General features: G+C 43.0%; 12 protein-coding genes. 7 read left to right on the top strand and 5 right to left on the bottom strand.

What is annotated here, in order from left to right:
- The 4 genes from EI161_RS09720 to EI161_RS09705 form a co-directional block, all read left to right on the top strand.
- A partial coding sequence (locus tag EI161_RS09720) for an IS30 family transposase (protein WP_192524318.1) occupies window positions 1-279 on the top strand: 279 nt, incomplete at its 5' end.
- 420 nt (window positions 280-699) lie between these two features.
- Window positions 700-2,127, top strand: coding sequence for a cytochrome c (locus EI161_RS09715; RefSeq protein ID WP_192524317.1), 1,428 nt, complete (start codon window positions 700-702; stop codon window positions 2,125-2,127).
- 208 nt (window positions 2,128-2,335) lie between these two features.
- The gene (locus tag EI161_RS09710; RefSeq protein ID WP_192524316.1) at window positions 2,336-3,937 is read left to right on the top strand and encodes a flavin monoamine oxidase family protein; all 1,602 of its coding nucleotides are present in this window, start codon (window positions 2,336-2,338) and stop codon (window positions 3,935-3,937) included.
- Window positions 3,938-4,010: 73 nt separating this feature from the next.
- Window positions 4,011-4,643, top strand: coding sequence for a c-type cytochrome (locus EI161_RS09705; protein WP_413038386.1), 633 nt, complete (start codon window positions 4,011-4,013; stop codon window positions 4,641-4,643).
- Window positions 4,644-4,788: 145 nt separating this feature from the next.
- Here EI161_RS09705 and EI161_RS09700 read toward each other — a convergent pair whose 3' ends face one another.
- The 4 genes from EI161_RS09700 to tolQ form a co-directional block, all read right to left on the bottom strand.
- Window positions 4,789-6,096, bottom strand: coding sequence for a translocation protein TolB (locus EI161_RS09700; RefSeq protein ID WP_225735324.1), 1,308 nt, complete (start codon window positions 6,094-6,096; stop codon window positions 4,789-4,791).
- Window positions 6,097-6,402: 306 nt separating this feature from the next.
- Window positions 6,403-7,338 carry a cell envelope integrity protein TolA gene (locus EI161_RS09695; protein ID WP_192524314.1) on the bottom strand — a complete coding sequence of 312 codons (936 nt, stop codon included), beginning with the start codon at window positions 7,336-7,338 and terminating at the stop codon, window positions 6,403-6,405.
- Between the two features lie 88 nt (window positions 7,339-7,426).
- On the bottom strand, window positions 7,427-7,885 hold the full coding sequence (tolR, locus tag EI161_RS09690) for a protein TolR (protein ID WP_192524313.1): 459 nt from the start codon (window positions 7,883-7,885) through the stop codon (window positions 7,427-7,429).
- A gap of 13 nt (window positions 7,886-7,898) precedes the next feature.
- A complete protein-coding gene (gene tolQ, locus EI161_RS09685; RefSeq protein WP_192524312.1) occupies window positions 7,899-8,624 on the bottom strand; it encodes a protein TolQ in 726 nt (241 codons plus the stop codon).
- Between the two features lie 517 nt (window positions 8,625-9,141).
- Between tolQ and EI161_RS09680 the strand changes: the two genes are divergently transcribed.
- The 3 genes from EI161_RS09680 (at window position 9,142) to EI161_RS09670 (ending at window position 15,135) form a co-directional block, all read left to right on the top strand.
- Entirely contained in the window at window positions 9,142-10,437 is a 1,296-nt protein-coding gene (locus tag EI161_RS09680; protein WP_192524311.1) for an NCS2 family permease, read from the top strand.
- A gap of 742 nt (window positions 10,438-11,179) precedes the next feature.
- Window positions 11,180-14,431 (top strand): bifunctional proline dehydrogenase/L-glutamate gamma-semialdehyde dehydrogenase PutA, encoded by a 3,252-nt coding sequence (gene putA / locus EI161_RS09675; protein WP_192524310.1) that lies wholly within the window; start codon window positions 11,180-11,182, stop codon window positions 14,429-14,431.
- Window positions 14,432-14,442: 11 nt separating this feature from the next.
- Window positions 14,443-15,135: a 1-pyrroline-5-carboxylate dehydrogenase gene (locus EI161_RS09670; protein WP_192524309.1), complete on the top strand. Its 693-nt coding sequence runs from the start codon at window positions 14,443-14,445 to the stop codon at window positions 15,133-15,135.
- A 195-nt stretch (window positions 15,136-15,330) separates the two neighbouring features.
- Here the strand turns inward: EI161_RS09670 and EI161_RS09665 are convergent.
- Window positions 15,331-15,470, bottom strand: a 140-nt coding sequence (locus tag EI161_RS09665) for an IS1 family transposase (RefSeq protein ID WP_192528726.1), incomplete at its 5' end; no start/stop codon positions are given.

Below are 15,470 nucleotides of genomic sequence, written 5' to 3'. Positions count from 1 at the left end.
AAGACCATTACCTCTGACAATGGTAAAGAGTTTGCTCAGCATAAGAAGGTGAAACGAAAGCTCTTTACTTCCTTCTTCTTTGCCGATGCTTATGCGTCATGGCAGCGAGGAACCAACGAGAATACTAACGGCTTAATCAGAGAGTTCTTGCCTAAGGGTTGTGACTTTAGACAAGTCTCTGATAATGAGATACAGGACATTGAGAATAAACTAAACAACAGACCAAGAAAACGCTTAGGGTTTAAAACACCCAATCAGGTGTTCTATAATATAATTTAGCGTTGCACTTGGTGTGTTAATCTAAGCAGTTATTCGTAGAATTATATCGATAATACGGCCTAAATATTAGCTTTATATTTCTTTAATGGTTGTTTTTTAACGGATTCATTGAAGTGTCTTTTTATTATAATATGAAAGTATATATTAATTTATCAAAATTGGAGTTAATCGATAGGTTCTTTAACTTTTGTAAAAAAATGAGTGTAATGAGTTACTAATTAAGTAATAGAGGCGAAATAGTCTTACATTAGTGAAGTGAGCAGACATTTTTTAGTAACTATCCATCAAAAACAGACTATAAATGTAATGGACTACCAATTAAATGATAAAAATAAACCGTCATAAAAATTTAGTTCAATATGCAATGTTACGCTCTAACCATTATTAAAACACCCTAGATGCCAGCTATAAGAGGATATTATGAAGCCACTTTCTGTGATGTTATCGATGCTTGCCATCGGCATTACCTCCAGCGCCGCAATGGCTGATGGTGCTAGCCTTCCTAAGGTGAGCCCAGCTAATAGCGATCTGGTCAATCGCGGTGCATATATTGCCCGTGCTGCTGACTGTATGGCCTGTCACGGTGAGGATTATACCGGTAGCAATACACCGATTGCCACACCGATGGGCGATATTTATTCGACCAATATTACCCCATCCAAACGCTACGGCATTGGTAACTATACTGAAGCCGATCTCAAAAACGCCCTACAAAAAGGCCGTGCGCCCAATCACATGCTTTATCCTGCTATGCCGTATCCTTCTTATAACGGTATGACGGATGAGGATATAAGCGCGTTATTTGCCTATTTACAAACGGTTCCAGCAGTTAATCAGGCACCAAAGCATAAAACAGATTTACCATTCCCGTTTAATATTCGCAGTCTAATGATAGGCTGGAATGCCATCAACGTACCATCAACAGAAAAACGTGATGGTCTTAATGAAACGCAACAACGCGGTGAATATCTGGTTAATAATCTAGAGCACTGTGGCACTTGTCATACGCCGCGTAATAGCACCATGGGTTTTGATAAGAGCAAGTACTTATCTGGTGCCCAGCTCGGCAACTGGCATGCGCCAAATATTACCCCTGATGAGTCAAGCGGTATCGGTAGCTGGAGTGAGCAGGATATCGTCACTTATCTGCGTAGCGGTGAGCTCGATCAACGTGCTTACGCTGGTGGCCCTATGGGTGAAGCGGTCGCGCACAGTACACGCTACTTAAAAAATGAAGACTTAAGTGCCATTGCTTCCTACCTAAAAGCGGTACCTGCTATCCAGACCGAAGATAAAGTGTCTGCTATAGATGTGTCGCGCTTGCCAACGCCAATGAACGAATCTATCACGCATGACTTACTAGCGCAAAAAGAATATTTGAAGCAGGCAAAAGCGGAAGTAGGTAATGGCAGTAACTCTCCAGAGTCATTATACCTGGCCGCTTGTGGCAGCTGTCATGGTGTTAACGGTTATGGTCAGCCTGATGCCCGCTATGCGCCTATCGTTGGGCTGAGCAGTATTCGCCGTGATAAGCCTGATGCACTGGTTAATATGATTCTTCATGGTGTGGAGGGGGCAACCAATACGTCGCCCATCATGCCAGGGTTTTCAGACGAGTTAAATAGCGAGCAAATCGCTGGTATTGCCAACTATGTACGCGTGAATTTTGGTGGCCTTGCTAGCAGTGATGTGAGTGCCGATGATGTCGATCGCATCGAAAACACTGGCGTTGATAAGCCTTTCTTGATTAAGTATGCAGGCTTACTGGCGATAATAGGTATTATCGTAGCGATTGCTATTATTGTGTTTATCATCCGAGCCATCTTGCGCTCTAAACGCCGCGCTTAGTTTGACTCTGTTTAGATAAAAGGCTAAACAAAGAAACTTATAAAGGCGTTTTAAACGCTTATTACAGTGCGAGAATTAAGGTTAGAACGGTAGTGTATTAAGACTTAGCAAGACAAACGTTCAACATAAACTGAGCTGATAATAAAAGTAAAAATGCAAAAGACGATTGCCTACCGTTATACACGACGTCTACTTCAAGGACATTATTATGAAAGACATGCTTCAATCACCCACGCGTCGCCAACTGCTCTCGATGATCGGTAAAACCGCTGGGGCAACTGCGATGTATCAGGCAATGACCACCTTAGGTTTTGCTTCCGAATCCACTTTTACGGAAGCAATGGATCTAAAAGGTGCCCCTGCTGGTGCCAGCATTGTTATTCTTGGCGCCGGTCTAGGGGGGCTCACCGCTGCTTACGAGCTACGTAAAGCAGGCTATAACGTTAAAGTGCTCGAATATCAAAACCGTGGTGGCGGACGCAGTTGGACACTAAACAGTGGTGATAAATATACCGAGCTTGGTGGCGAAGAAGTTACCTGTGATTTTGAAGAGGGTAATTATTTTAATGGTGGGCCGTGGCGTCTGCCCAGTCATCACTATGCTGTTTTCCACTATTGCAAACAGTTCGGCGTTGAGATGCAGCCATTTATTCAAACTAATGATCGTGCTTATCTGCACCGCAGTACTCATTTTGATGGCGTACCGCAGCGTCTGGGTGATGTAAAAAATGATATTCAAGGTCACGTGGCTGAACTACTGTCAAAGTCAGTTAACGTCGGTGGTCTTGATCGTTCGGTCAATACTGAGGATAAAGAGAAGCTGCTTGAAGGCTTAAAAGGCTGGGGCGTGCTCGATAAGGACTATCGTTACCGTGCTAGTAATGAGACTAGTAAGCATCGTGGTTTTAGTGTCTTTCCCGGTGGTGGTTTAATGCCTAATGCAAAACCATCAAAGCCTTTGCCTATCAGTGAAATCTTAGATTCAGGCATGTGGGCAGATATTTATGGCAATCATATGACCTATGGTCACCAACCAACCATGTTCCAGCCGGTAGGCGGTATGGGCAAAATCGGTGACGCATTCACCCGTGAATGTCGGGATATGATTGAGTTTAATGCAAAAGTGACCAAAATTCATCAAGATGAAAGTGGTGTCACCGTTGATTATGTCGATAGTAATAGTCCAGATGGTGCGACCAAAACCATACGTGCGGATTGGTGTGTCTGTAATATTCCATTAACGGTACTGACCCAACTCGATATTAATGTCTCAAAACCGATGAAAGAAGCAATGGCTGCGGTACCTTATGAGACCTCTTATAAAGTTGGCTTGGAGTTCAATCGCCGGTTTTGGGAAGAAGATGAGTGGATCTATGGTGGTTTGACTTATACCGATATGCCCATTGCGCAGATTGCCTATCCTTCAGAAAATATGTTCAAAGATGGTCCTGGGGTATTATTAGGTGCTTATGGTTATGGTCCAACCTCTTATAAGTTCAATAGTCTGACTCCAAAAGAGCGTATCAATGTTGCGCTTGCTTACGGTAAATATATTCATCCCCAGTATACAAAAGAGTTCCGAGCGGGTACGTCAGTAGTGTGGCATCGTATCCCATGGACGCTCGGCTGTTATGGGATTTGGAATGAATCAACTCGTCGTCAGCATTACGACACTTTGTGCAGCATTGATAACCGTATTGTACTAGCGGGCGAGCATTGCTCACATATTCCAGCATGGCAAGAAGGCGCTATTCTATCTGGTATGGATGCCGCAAAGCGCCTACATCAAAAAGCAAAAATGCTGGGTTAAATACTTGGTTAATATGGATAACTATAAAAATTCAGAGGCTATCATGGACAATGCAATCGTGAAGAAAACAATCATGAAAAACATGACACCCAAACTGCTGACGGCGATGTTACTGAGTGTGATAAGCAGTGCAGCACTTTTAGGTTGTAGTCAACAGTCAGATGATGTAGAGACGGTGGCTAGTGAACAAGAGCAAGAAGGTATAACAACGAATGACTATCAAGCGAGCCGTAATACGGGCGCTTGGGGTGGGGTCTACATGAGTCGTGAGGAGCTTGCTGCATCTCCTATCAATATCGTTGATGACAGCTCACTGCCCACTATGGACAATGATCCAAGCATTATTAAGTGGGAAGCTAAGTTCGAAGGGACAAATGGTTTTGTGACAACGGATGGTAAAAAACTGTATCACGACTCTTGTGCGGCTTGTCATATGCATAAAGGCGAGGGTGCTTACGGTGCAGGCTATTATCCGCCATTAGCCAATAATAGCAAAATGCAATCGAAGTATTACATCATTGATATCTTGATTAATGGCTTCCGCGGTATGCCGTCATTCCACGGGATGATGAATAATGAGCAGATAGCTGCAGTTACTCAATATGTGGTCAGCGATTTGAATGGTTTTACCGATACCGTTACCGCTGAAGATGTGGCAGAACTGCGGCATGCCAATCCACCAGCTGGTGATCCAAGTGATGATTAACATTGTTTACTCTTTTCGCCAATAATTTTGAATGAAGTTATTAATATAAAAATACTTCGTCATTTTTAGCAAATACAAAAAAGCCCCCGATTTTGATATCGGGGGCTTTTTATGTTTGAGTTTGCATCATGGATAGCTTAATACTCTATTTTGGACTGGCTGACCATACTGGTGAACGAGCAATGCCTTGTACAGGTATATCAAATGACTGACCACTACTCAAAGATTTAATGGTTAGTTTGCCTTTACTGCCTTGTTTTGAGGCATAAATTACATTTCTGCCACTAGGTGAAAAGCTAGGTGCTTCATCAATACCTGTATTGCTCAAATCGGCAATGACTCCGTTGCTACTATTCATAATAGCCGCTGAACGACCATTTAAAAAAGCGATTTGTGAGCCATCGCTACTGAACTGCGGGTTGGTGGCATAACCGCTATTTGATACCTTGGTAGTACGTCCTGAGCCAAATTCATAACGATAAATCTGCGGCTTACTATTATTTTCTTTACCTGATGTAAAAAGGAAAGACTTGCCATTGGTGGCGTAATTGGGTTGTCCCTCAATAGAAGGCCAGTCAATAATTTTTCTTAATCCACCACCATTTGAGTTGATTTCATAAATATCAGCATTATCTCCCTCAAAGCTACTAGAGAATAGGATTTTACTGCCATCAGGGGAGAATGAGGGACTTAAATTGCTACCGGCATAAGGGGTGATGACCGTCGCTGCGCCGCCACTGACGTTCTGTACATAAATGACTGGATAGGATTGATCGCGTTGTATCGAATAAGCGATACGATTGCCATCGGGCGACCACGCTGGCGAAAAGATAGAGCCTGTTACTTTAGTGATGGTTTTGGTGTTTTCGCCATCAGCATCCATGACATTCAAGCGCGAAACCTTATCTTTACCAACGCCACTCTCTTCGATATAAGCAATTTGTCCTTCGAAGTCCCCTGGATTACCAGTAATCAATGAATAGATTTTATTAGCAATGACGTGCCCAGCACGACGCATACTATTAGCATCTTTATTTGTTGTCGAAGTTTGCTTGCCCTCAAGAATTCGTCCCGATTTAACATCAATCACTTCATAATCTGTGATGATTTTACCTCGGTTAGTACGCGTGCTACCGACTACGAGATAAGGGATGCCTAAATTTTGCCATACAGGTAAGGTACCAGATAGATCGCTACTACTACGCGGCTGCTGCGGTAGGTTTTGGCTGGTAATTTTTAGACCTTCTTTGCTCAAGTCATTTACGATAATGGGTGACAACACAGAGTCACCAGCAAAGGGCACAAAAGCCACTTGGTTTTGTTGGACTGGCGCATCTAAAACAATATCAAATTTAAGTGGAGCGGCTATTGAGTATATTGGCGATATTAGCAAAGGAGCCAATAAAAAAAATTTATAGTGTTTAAGTAGTGAATTAATTTTGAAAGGCATCATAAGTGGACCAAGGTTTAAGTAAGCAGATGTATACGAGAATCAAAGATAGTTAATATCTTACCATAAACACATTTTACTCTAGGTTAATATATAAAGAGTTCCAAGCCAAGAATTGTTTATTAGGGCATGTTCTCAACTCCAACGATACTATCTAAATGGACTAAAAATAGCTAATTTTTGCTAAACAACGTCAAATAGCTTATTAATATCCCGATATTATCCCCGTTTGGCTGCAATTCATCTCATTTTTATCGCCATTTTTGAAATGAGACTGCGCTCTAGTAGATAAGAGTTCAGACATACCTTTCATCTAACAGCGTTGGGTATAACAAGAGTTATTTCTAGATCTTCATAGTCTGTAGGATTGCTTAAGTCGATGGATAAAGGACTTGCTGAGTCTACCGCCGTCTCCGCTGCCTTATTTGAAGCTACGCTGCCATTTTTTGCTGTAACCTTGTCAACGTTGCCAAACCTATCAACTTTGATAACAAGTCTTATCGTCTGACCCGATTCATTACTAGGATATACGTATTTGCTTTTTATTTCGTTACTTATCTTAGTGATATACTGCTGTTTTGACTCTTTACTACCACTATCGTTGGTAGTTTTGCTGCCATCAATAGCACTAGAATTATTCAATGTACCGTCTGTTGCTAGATTCAATGGGTCGTTATTTATTGTATTAGTAGTAGCAAGCTTTATTTTACCCTCATTAGACTTAACAATTTTCGGATTATTTTCTATTTTTTTCAGTATAGTTAGCTCTTCTTGCTCAGCTAAATGATTTTTATTCTTTTCATCTCTTGGAGCTTGGATTCTATCATTGGCATCTTGTTCCATCTGTCTATTAAACGCTTCCATGTCTGCGTCATGGTTTTCGCTTATAGACCTTTCTGATTTCATAAATACCGGCACTTTTTGCGAGCTTGGCTGAGCCGATACTGGGCTGCTGTTGCCAGTAGAACTATCAAACACTTCGGTTGATGGAGCGCTGGCAAAACTACTGGCCGCTTCAGCCGCCGCTGCACGATTGGCCAATATCTGCCCTTGCATCTCCGCCAGCTGTTCAGGCGAGACCATAACAGTCTCAATACTACCTGCCGTTTCTATTTCAGTCTTGTGATTGGTATAAATTAATATACCAATCACAAGACCATGAGCAAGTAAACTTAGAAGTGTAGGCAGTGTCAGTCCATTACCTTCAGGTTTGGTCGGCACGTAAACGCCAGGAGCATTATGCATGGTAGGGGCACTCAAAGATAATATTTGAGGACAAGGTTCATCAAATTATCTACTTTATTATAACGAGCTAAACTAAAAATGTGATTCATTACAATGAAGGTGTGGGTAGGGGAGCCCCTGTCAAGAGCCCTACCTTTTGGATACCTGCTTGTTGTAAGGTAGCCATGAGCGTCACAATGGCGCCATATTGATTGTTTTGATCCGCATTAATCATGACTTGCACCGGCTGAGCGTCTGTATTGCTGCTTTGGTTTTGTAGATTGGACAGCGTGTTAATCAGTTCTGGCTCACTGATGGGTAAATCGACATTATTCTCATAACTGATAAAAATCTCACCATTGTCGGTTAAGGACACAATCACTGGCAGCTGGCTTTGACTCACGGTGTTGGTTTGCTCCTTTGGCAAATCAACATCGACACCTGTAATCAGCATTGGTGCGGTGACCATAAATATGACGAGTAATACCAACATCACGTCGATATAGGGAACGACATTCATCTCCGCATTGAGTGCTTTTTTTTCACGGCGATAGGGACTTTGTTTCATGGTTTCATAGCCCTTATACCTGACCCGATACTTGAGATACAGTAGATTGCGTTTCTTTACTAACGATGCTTTCTGCACTGGTCTCGCGCTGGAGCATACCTGTCATTTCATCACAAAATAACGCTCGTGAATCATACAAGCGGCTGGACTTAGCGGTAAAGTGGTTATAGGCCAATACCGCTGGGATAGCGGCAAACAAACCCATCGCCGTGGCAATCAATGCCTCAGCGATTCCAGGGGCGACGGCAGCTAGGGTCGCTTGCTCAGTTTGCGATAAGCCTAAAAATGCATTCATGATGCCCCAAACGGTACCGAATAAGCCGACGTAAGGCGCCACTGAGCCGATACTTGCGAGCGTGGTTAGTCCTGACTCTAGTAATAGCTGCTGACGACCCAATCCGACTCGTAGTTTACGTTCAACCCCATCGATGATGTCATCTTTAGGCTGACGTTTTTTATGCATTCTTAAGTATTCAGAAAACCCCACATAAAAGATTTGCTCAAGCCCTTGGCGCTCAGGCGAGCCTTGAACCCCTTGATAGAGCTTGGCCAAATCTTCACCTGACCAAAACCAAGTCTCAAATTGCTGATCGAAGTTTTTGGCCGTACCGAGCCGCGCACTCATACGAAAAATAATCACCCAGCTGAGCAAAGAGGCTAACAATAATAATGCCATTACGAGCTGAACCAGCAGGCTTGCTTGAGTAATAAGGTCGATAATATTTAATGATTCAGGCATGTAAGAGACTCATGGATGATTAATAATAGTCAATCGAAACGGTGCTTTCGTATTTGTATCAACCCACTAGTGTACTGTTAATCCAGATAAATATCATTATAAATGTGCATTTAGCACATTTATAATGATATTTATAAAAAAACAATGACAGCGTATCTATTTTATAATATTGTCGATATGGTCAACTAATTTGCACTGTTGTATTTAGAAGGTGGTTACATTCATTGAAATTGTAAGACAATTTCACTAAAATGTTATTGCTTGTTGCTATCATATTTATGATGGTTTTGTGTTTGCCAAATTATGTGTGGCTAAAGGATTAAAAGCATCATCTCTAACCTTAGTTTGTTAGCGTCATTTACAGTCGCAATTTGGAAGCGTCATTTATCGTCGCAATTTAGGTGTATTTTTATATGTTTGATTTAAACGCAGCATCGAGCGTCGCAATTTGGAAGCGACACTTATCAATACAGTTAGATAATGATAATTTACTTACTGCAATTTGGAAGCGACTCTTATGAACGCAATCGAACGATATTTTGGGATCAATGGTGAAAACACCACGATCAAAACGGAGATTTTAGCGGGTGTAACCACGTTCTTGACGATGGCCTACATCATTTTTGTTAACCCTAATGTTCTTGCTGACGCGGGTATGGATAAAGGCGCGGTGTTTGTTGCCACTTGTCTTGCTGCTGCGATTGGTTGTTTTATTATGGGGCTTTATGCTCGTTTACCAGTCGCCCTCGCGCCTGGGATGGGACTTAATGCCTTCTTCACTTATGGCGTCGTTTTAGGGATGGGCTATGCGTGGCAAACTGCGCTTGGAGCCGTGTTCTTGTCAGGTTGTATTTTTATCCTGTTAAGCTTATTCAAAATCCGTGAAGTCATAATTGATGCCATTCCACAAAGCTTAAAACAAGGTGTGGTCGCAGGTATTGGTGCATTCTTAGCCTTTATCTCGCTACAAACGGCAGGCATCATCGTCAATAATGATGCGACGTTGGTTGGACTTGGCGATATGACCACGTTTTCACCTGCAATGGCAGCGTTAGGCTTTATCGTCATTGTCGGTCTGTCATATAAAAAAGTACCAGGTGCGGTTACCATTGGTATTTTGCTAGTAGCACTTATCAGCCTACTAACGGGTAACACTCAGTTTACGGGTATCATATCTGCACCGCCATCAATTGCGCCAACTTTGATGCAGCTTGATATCGCTGGCGCGTTCGACGTTGCCATGATTAGTGTTATTTTTGCTTTCTTATTCGTCGATTTATTCGATACGGCAGGGACGCTTATTGCGACGACCAGTCAAGCTGGTTTAATGGATAAAGATGGTAAAATTCCTAATATGGGTAAAGCACTGTTGGCAGATTCAACAGCAACGGTAGCAGGGACATTACTAGGTACGTCATCAACGACCAGTTTTGTTGAAAGTGTGTCAGGTATCGCGGCAGGTGGTCGTACAGGTTTAGTAGCAGTAACCGTTGGGGTATTGTTTTTACTGAGTATTTTCTTCTCACCACTCGCTGGTATGATTCCAGGCTATGCTACCGCAGGCGCGATTTTTTATGTAGCCGTATTGATGATAGCCACGCTAAAAGATGTCTCTTGGAGTGATTTAACGGAAGCGGCACCAGTTGTGGTAGTCCTATTGTTCACCCCATTGACCTATTCTGTTGCTGACGGTATTGCGCTTGGGTTCATTACTTTTACAGCTATTAAAGTCGTTGCTGGTAAATTCTCTGATATCAGTATTGCTGTTTGGTTATTGACTGCCGTATTACTAGCCAAAATTATATTTATATAATAGGTCAATTAACGCGTAAGTTTACATTGAAGTAACAGACCGTTTTATTCTCTAAACCCTTCTTATCATCAATGATAAGAAGGGTTTTTTACACCTAAAAATAAAATATCTTACTGAAAATGTGTACAAGTGTTTGATTCATAAACCAATTAATTGGTGCTAGTAAACAATAATTTATAACCAAAGTGACATGTTTGTAGAGGTGTCAATAACTATTTGTTTTTAAACAATATTATGATTGGTTAAAATGAGTAAAATCGTTAGTTGGATATTTTTTTTCATGCTACCATGACAACGTTAAGCGCATCACCTCAATCAACGCCGTAGAGGTTTTTCTTATCAGTGAATTAGCGTCATACAGACGGCAATTCGAGCGAGTAGAATATCACTTAATTTTGATCGCCAACATTGCTGTTACCCTCCTTTCACTACTAACAAGAAGAAGGCACTAATGCCGCTTAGCTGTTCGTTGTTGCCTTTATATTGTTAACGTAGCCCGTTTAACATTAAAACGACCTACTTAACCGTTTCCAGCCTATGCTGGATTTTCTCGTTTTGTGATGGCGCCGTTTGGTCTTTTGATTATGGTTGTCTGTATTATTGATTAATAACTATCGATGAATTGCTACTAAAAACCGTAGTAATTAACAGGTATTGATTAAGAGATGATGCTGGTTATCGGCAATCAAACTTCCTAATGCACCATTTATTATGGTTTTTAAACGATAGTTATGGAGTTGTTATGAACCCAGTGGACCAATTTACCCCACAAGAGCCGATTTTATTTAATCCGCTCGATATATTAAAACCTGAATACCTCCGTCAGTCGTCGAACGAGCTGTTTTCACGTATCTCACCTTTGTATAGTGTGGACGAAGAACGCTGGTTAACAGACTTGTTGCCACTGGCTAAACCCAGTGATGCAGAACGTGAAGATGCCGCCACGCAGACTCGTCAATTGGTCGAGCATGTGCGTAATGATGGCAAAGCTGTAAAAATGGTTGATTCATTGTTGCTTGAATACAGCCTCGATACCCAAGAAGGTATTTTGCTGATGAGCTTGGCGGAGGCCTTGATTCGAGTACCAGACAATTACACGGCTGATGCGCTTATTCACGATAAGATGAGTGTAGCAGATTGGAAAAAGCATATCAAAAATGACAATGGTTTTATGGTCAACGCCTCAACATGGGGTATGATGATGACCGGCCGTGTGGTGAGTATCGATAACAATACCACAGCGTCAGGATTCTTAGATCGTATGACTAAGAAGATGGGTGAGCCGGTCATTCGCAGTGCGATGCAAAAAGCCATGCGTATCATGGGGCATCAGTTTGTATTGGGTGAAACCATCGAAGGCGCCAATAAGAACAGCCAGCCATATCGTAATAAAGGTTATACCTACTCATTCGATATGCTCGGTGAGGCGGCGATTACGCATAAAGATGCTGAAAAATATTTTAACGACTATTTACATGCGATTAAATCTACCGCCAGTATTAAAGTTAAAGAAGGCATGCCAAAGCCATCGGTCTCTATCAAGTTATCTGCACTGCATCCGCGCTATGAAGCCACGCAAGAAGCGCAAGTGATAGGGCTACTACGCCAACGTTGCTTGTTGCTGATAGAAGCCGCACGCGAGGTCAGTGTCGACCTAAGTATCGATGCCGAAGAAGCCGATCGCCTTGAGATTTCTTTGAAATTATTTGAGTTGCTATATCGTGATAATTTGACAGCTAACTGGGATGGTCTGGGTCTAGTAGTGCAGGGTTATTCTAAACGTGCCATTGCTATTTTAACTTGGATGGTAAGTTTGGCCGCTGAAGTTGGCGACCGTATTCCAGTACGTCTAGTAAAAGGCGCATATTGGGATACTGAGATTAAATTGGCACAGCAAAAAGGTCTGTCAGGCTATCCTGTTTGGACACGTAAAGAAGGCACAGATACTGCCTATCTTGCTTGTGCGCGCTTCTTACTATCAGAGCATCTACGCGGATTAGTCTGGCCACAGTTTGCGACGCATAACGCGCATACACTGGCGTCAATTATGACGATGAGTGCGCATAGAGATTTCGAGTTCCAGCGTCTGCACGGTATGGGCGATGCACTTTATGATCATATCCTACAAGCTTATCAAATCCCTGTGCGTATCTACGCACCCGTCGGTGCACACAAAGATTTGCTACCGTATCTAGTACGTCGCTTGCTCGAAAACGGTGCCAACAGCTCGTTTGTCCATCAGTTATTAGATAAGTCTTACCCTATTGATAAACTGACCGTACATCCGTATGACAAGCTATTAACTAATGATACTTTACACAATCCTGATATTCCGCAGCCATTAGATATTTATGGCGAACGCCGTGCCAGTTTCGGGCCTAATATATTCACAGAGTCGCAATGGCTACCGTTTAAAGCAGCTATCGACAGTCATTTGCATAAGACTTGGTCAGCGACTTCTATTATCAATGGTAAGGCTATTGATAATTATGAAGCAGATGGTGATACTCATAAGCTCGAGACCCAAACTGTGCGCGCGCCTTGGAACCATGAAGTGATTGCAGGCGAAGTGAAATATGCCAATGCGGATATTGCACAACAAGCAATCGATGCGGCGGTCGCCGGGCAAAACGCGTGGCAGAATGTACCCGCTGCCAAACGTGCTGCTCTATTGCGAAAAACAGCTGACTTGTACGAAGAAAATTACGCTGAATTGATGGCGCTATGCCAAGTCGAAGCGGGTAAAACCATGCAAGACAGCATTGATGAAATCAAAGAAGCAGTCGATTTCTGCCGTTTTTATGCTGATGAAGCAGAGCGTTTAGAAGCCAAAGTTCATGAGTTCACAGATTTGGCTGGTAAACAGTCGCGTCAAGTTTACAAAGCACGTGGTACTTTCGTTTGTATCAGTCCGTGGAACTTCCCATTGGCCATTTATACTGGTCAAATCATGGCAGCATTGGCAGCAGGCAATACCGTGGTAGCGAAACCTGCTGAGCAGACCAGTCTGATTGCTCATTTTGGCGCCCAACTGATGTACCAAGCGGGCATACCAGCAGAAGCTTTGCAGTTAGTGATAGGCGCGGGCGACGTTGGCGGAGCATTGACCGCTGCTGACAATATCGCAGGGGTTATCTTTACTGGTTCGACCCAAACGGCTCAACGTATCAATCAAAGTTTAAACGACCATGCACAGTCTAGTGGCGAATTGCCGGTACTCATCGCGGAGACTGGTGGACAGAATGCCATGATTGTTGACTCAACAGCACTGCCTGAGCAAGTGGTCAAAGATGCCGTATTGTCTGCTTTTGGCTCAGCAGGACAGCGTTGTTCAGCCTGCCGAATCTTGTGCGTACAAGAAGATATGGCTGATAACTTGATCGAGCTGTTGCAAGGTAATATGGCTGAATTGGTGGTTGGTAATCCACTATATGCGGCCACAGATGTGGGCCCAGTCATTGATAGCGATGCCAAACAAGGTCTTGAAGCACATATCGAGCGTATGAGTACTGAGCCGACGGCCACTATTTTGGCCCAGACTCCCATGAGTGCTAGCTCAGTCGTTAGTCAAGAGCAGTCTACCTTTGTACTACCAACGGCGATTGAAGTAAAAAGCATCGATGTGATTGGCGGTGAGCATTTTGGTCCCATTCTGCACGTGCTGCGCTACCAAGCGCGTGACTTAAATAAGCTCATTGATGCTATTAACGGAACAGGTTTTGGGCTGACGCTAGGCATTCATAGTCGTATTGAAAATACCGCTGAGCATATCGAGCGTCGCGCGTTTGTGGGTAACACCTATATCAACCGTAACCAAATCGGTGCGGTGGTCAACGTCCAGCCATTTGGTGGCTGTGGTCTGTCTGGTACTGGCCCTAAAGCGGGCGGTCCACACTATGTGGCGCGTCTGATGCAACTGAGTACTGAGTCAGCAACCAATACCGCAGCCCCTGAAAACCAAGTCCAATTATCCACACCAACAGAACTCGCATAAGGAGTAGCAACATGGCGACTGAATTCAAAAAAAATCATGCCCAGGTTTGTGAATCTTGGCGATTACTTGGCGCAGTCAATCGCGCAACCTATCTACAAGCAGCCATTCCAAAGCTGGCGCTACTAACTGGTGATGCCAACAAAGCAAAGCGTTTGTTTAATCATCTATTGAGCGCTGCTCCGGCATTAGATGAAGTGCATCGTATGACTGGCGCAACTGGTGAAACCAATGACTTGTATGTCACTGCTCGTGGCAAAACCATGGTTGTTGGTGGTGAGTCTGCTCGAGCAATGGCAGTATTAGGGCAGCTCATAGCTGCACTATTGACAGGCAACGAGGTGATATTACATTGCCCTAGCCAAGATGAGATGTGTAGTGAGGCGGCAAAAATTCTCTATGACACTGGTATCAGTGACGATGTGTTGAGCGTTGCCAATGACTCGCAAACGATCACGCTGTTATATATTGATCGGCTTGCACAAGTGGCTGTCGCTGGTAATCAAAGCGAAGTACAAGCAGTCAGCCAAGAGCTTGCCAACACTGATGGTATTTTAACCCAAGTCATCAGCGTTACTGATATGGAAGGCTTGTCGGAGATGCTCACGCTGGATTATCTCCATCGCTTCGTCACTGAACGGGTAAGAACCATTAATACCACCGCTATCGGTGGTAATGCTAGCTTACTGGAGCTTGGCACAGAGTAAATAGTTATATCAGTTCTATACTGAATAGCGTAAAAACCAAGGTCAGCGATTATTTATTGATGTTATTAATAAATAATCGTTGGCTTTTTTCTTGCTTGCTGTTCGCAGGCGTAACAGAGGCGGCAAAAAGTTTATAGCCAATAGCACTGTCTCGGTTTTAAAGTAAATGGTGGTGTTCTAAAAAGTATGCTGGCATCAGACGTAGCCATAATTGATGTAAAAGAACACCAAATCAAACACTTTAAAATGATTATCAAGCTTTTTTGAGAAGCAACAAGTCTTTCTAACCGCTCGTCTTAATCGGTGTCTAAGGCGACAGTTATTACCCTCTATAC

It is taken from the genome of Psychrobacter sp. FME5, from assembly GCF_014861375.1.
GTDB lineage: Bacteria > Pseudomonadota > Gammaproteobacteria > Pseudomonadales > Moraxellaceae > Psychrobacter.
Note: the sequence above shows the minus strand (reverse complement) of the source record. Positions and strands in the feature narration are given on the sequence as shown.

Excerpts from the sequence above, each read along its gene's own strand:
- EI161_RS09680 (WP_192524311.1), top strand. The coding sequence starts at position 9,142 with ATGAACGCAATCGAACGATATTTTGGGATCAATGGTGAAAACACCACG.
- putA (WP_192524310.1), top strand. The coding sequence starts at position 11,180 with ATGAACCCAGTGGACCAATTTACCCCACAAGAGCCGATTTTATTTAAT.
- EI161_RS09670 (WP_192524309.1), top strand. The coding sequence starts at position 14,443 with ATGGCGACTGAATTCAAAAAAAATCATGCCCAGGTTTGTGAATCTTGG.
- EI161_RS09695 (WP_192524314.1), bottom strand. The coding sequence starts at position 7,338 with ATGCATAATGCTCCTGGCGTTTACGTGCCGACCAAACCTGAAGGTAAT.
- EI161_RS09710 (WP_192524316.1), top strand. The coding sequence starts at position 2,336 with ATGAAAGACATGCTTCAATCACCCACGCGTCGCCAACTGCTCTCGATG.
- EI161_RS09715 (WP_192524317.1), top strand. The coding sequence starts at position 700 with ATGAAGCCACTTTCTGTGATGTTATCGATGCTTGCCATCGGCATTACC.
- EI161_RS09705 (WP_413038386.1), top strand. The coding sequence starts at position 4,011 with ATGAAAAACATGACACCCAAACTGCTGACGGCGATGTTACTGAGTGTG.
- tolQ (WP_192524312.1), bottom strand. The coding sequence starts at position 8,624 with ATGCCTGAATCATTAAATATTATCGACCTTATTACTCAAGCAAGCCTG.
- tolR (WP_192524313.1), bottom strand. The coding sequence starts at position 7,885 with ATGAAACAAAGTCCCTATCGCCGTGAAAAAAAAGCACTCAATGCGGAG.
- EI161_RS09700 (WP_225735324.1), bottom strand. The coding sequence starts at position 6,096 with ATGATGCCTTTCAAAATTAATTCACTACTTAAACACTATAAATTTTTT.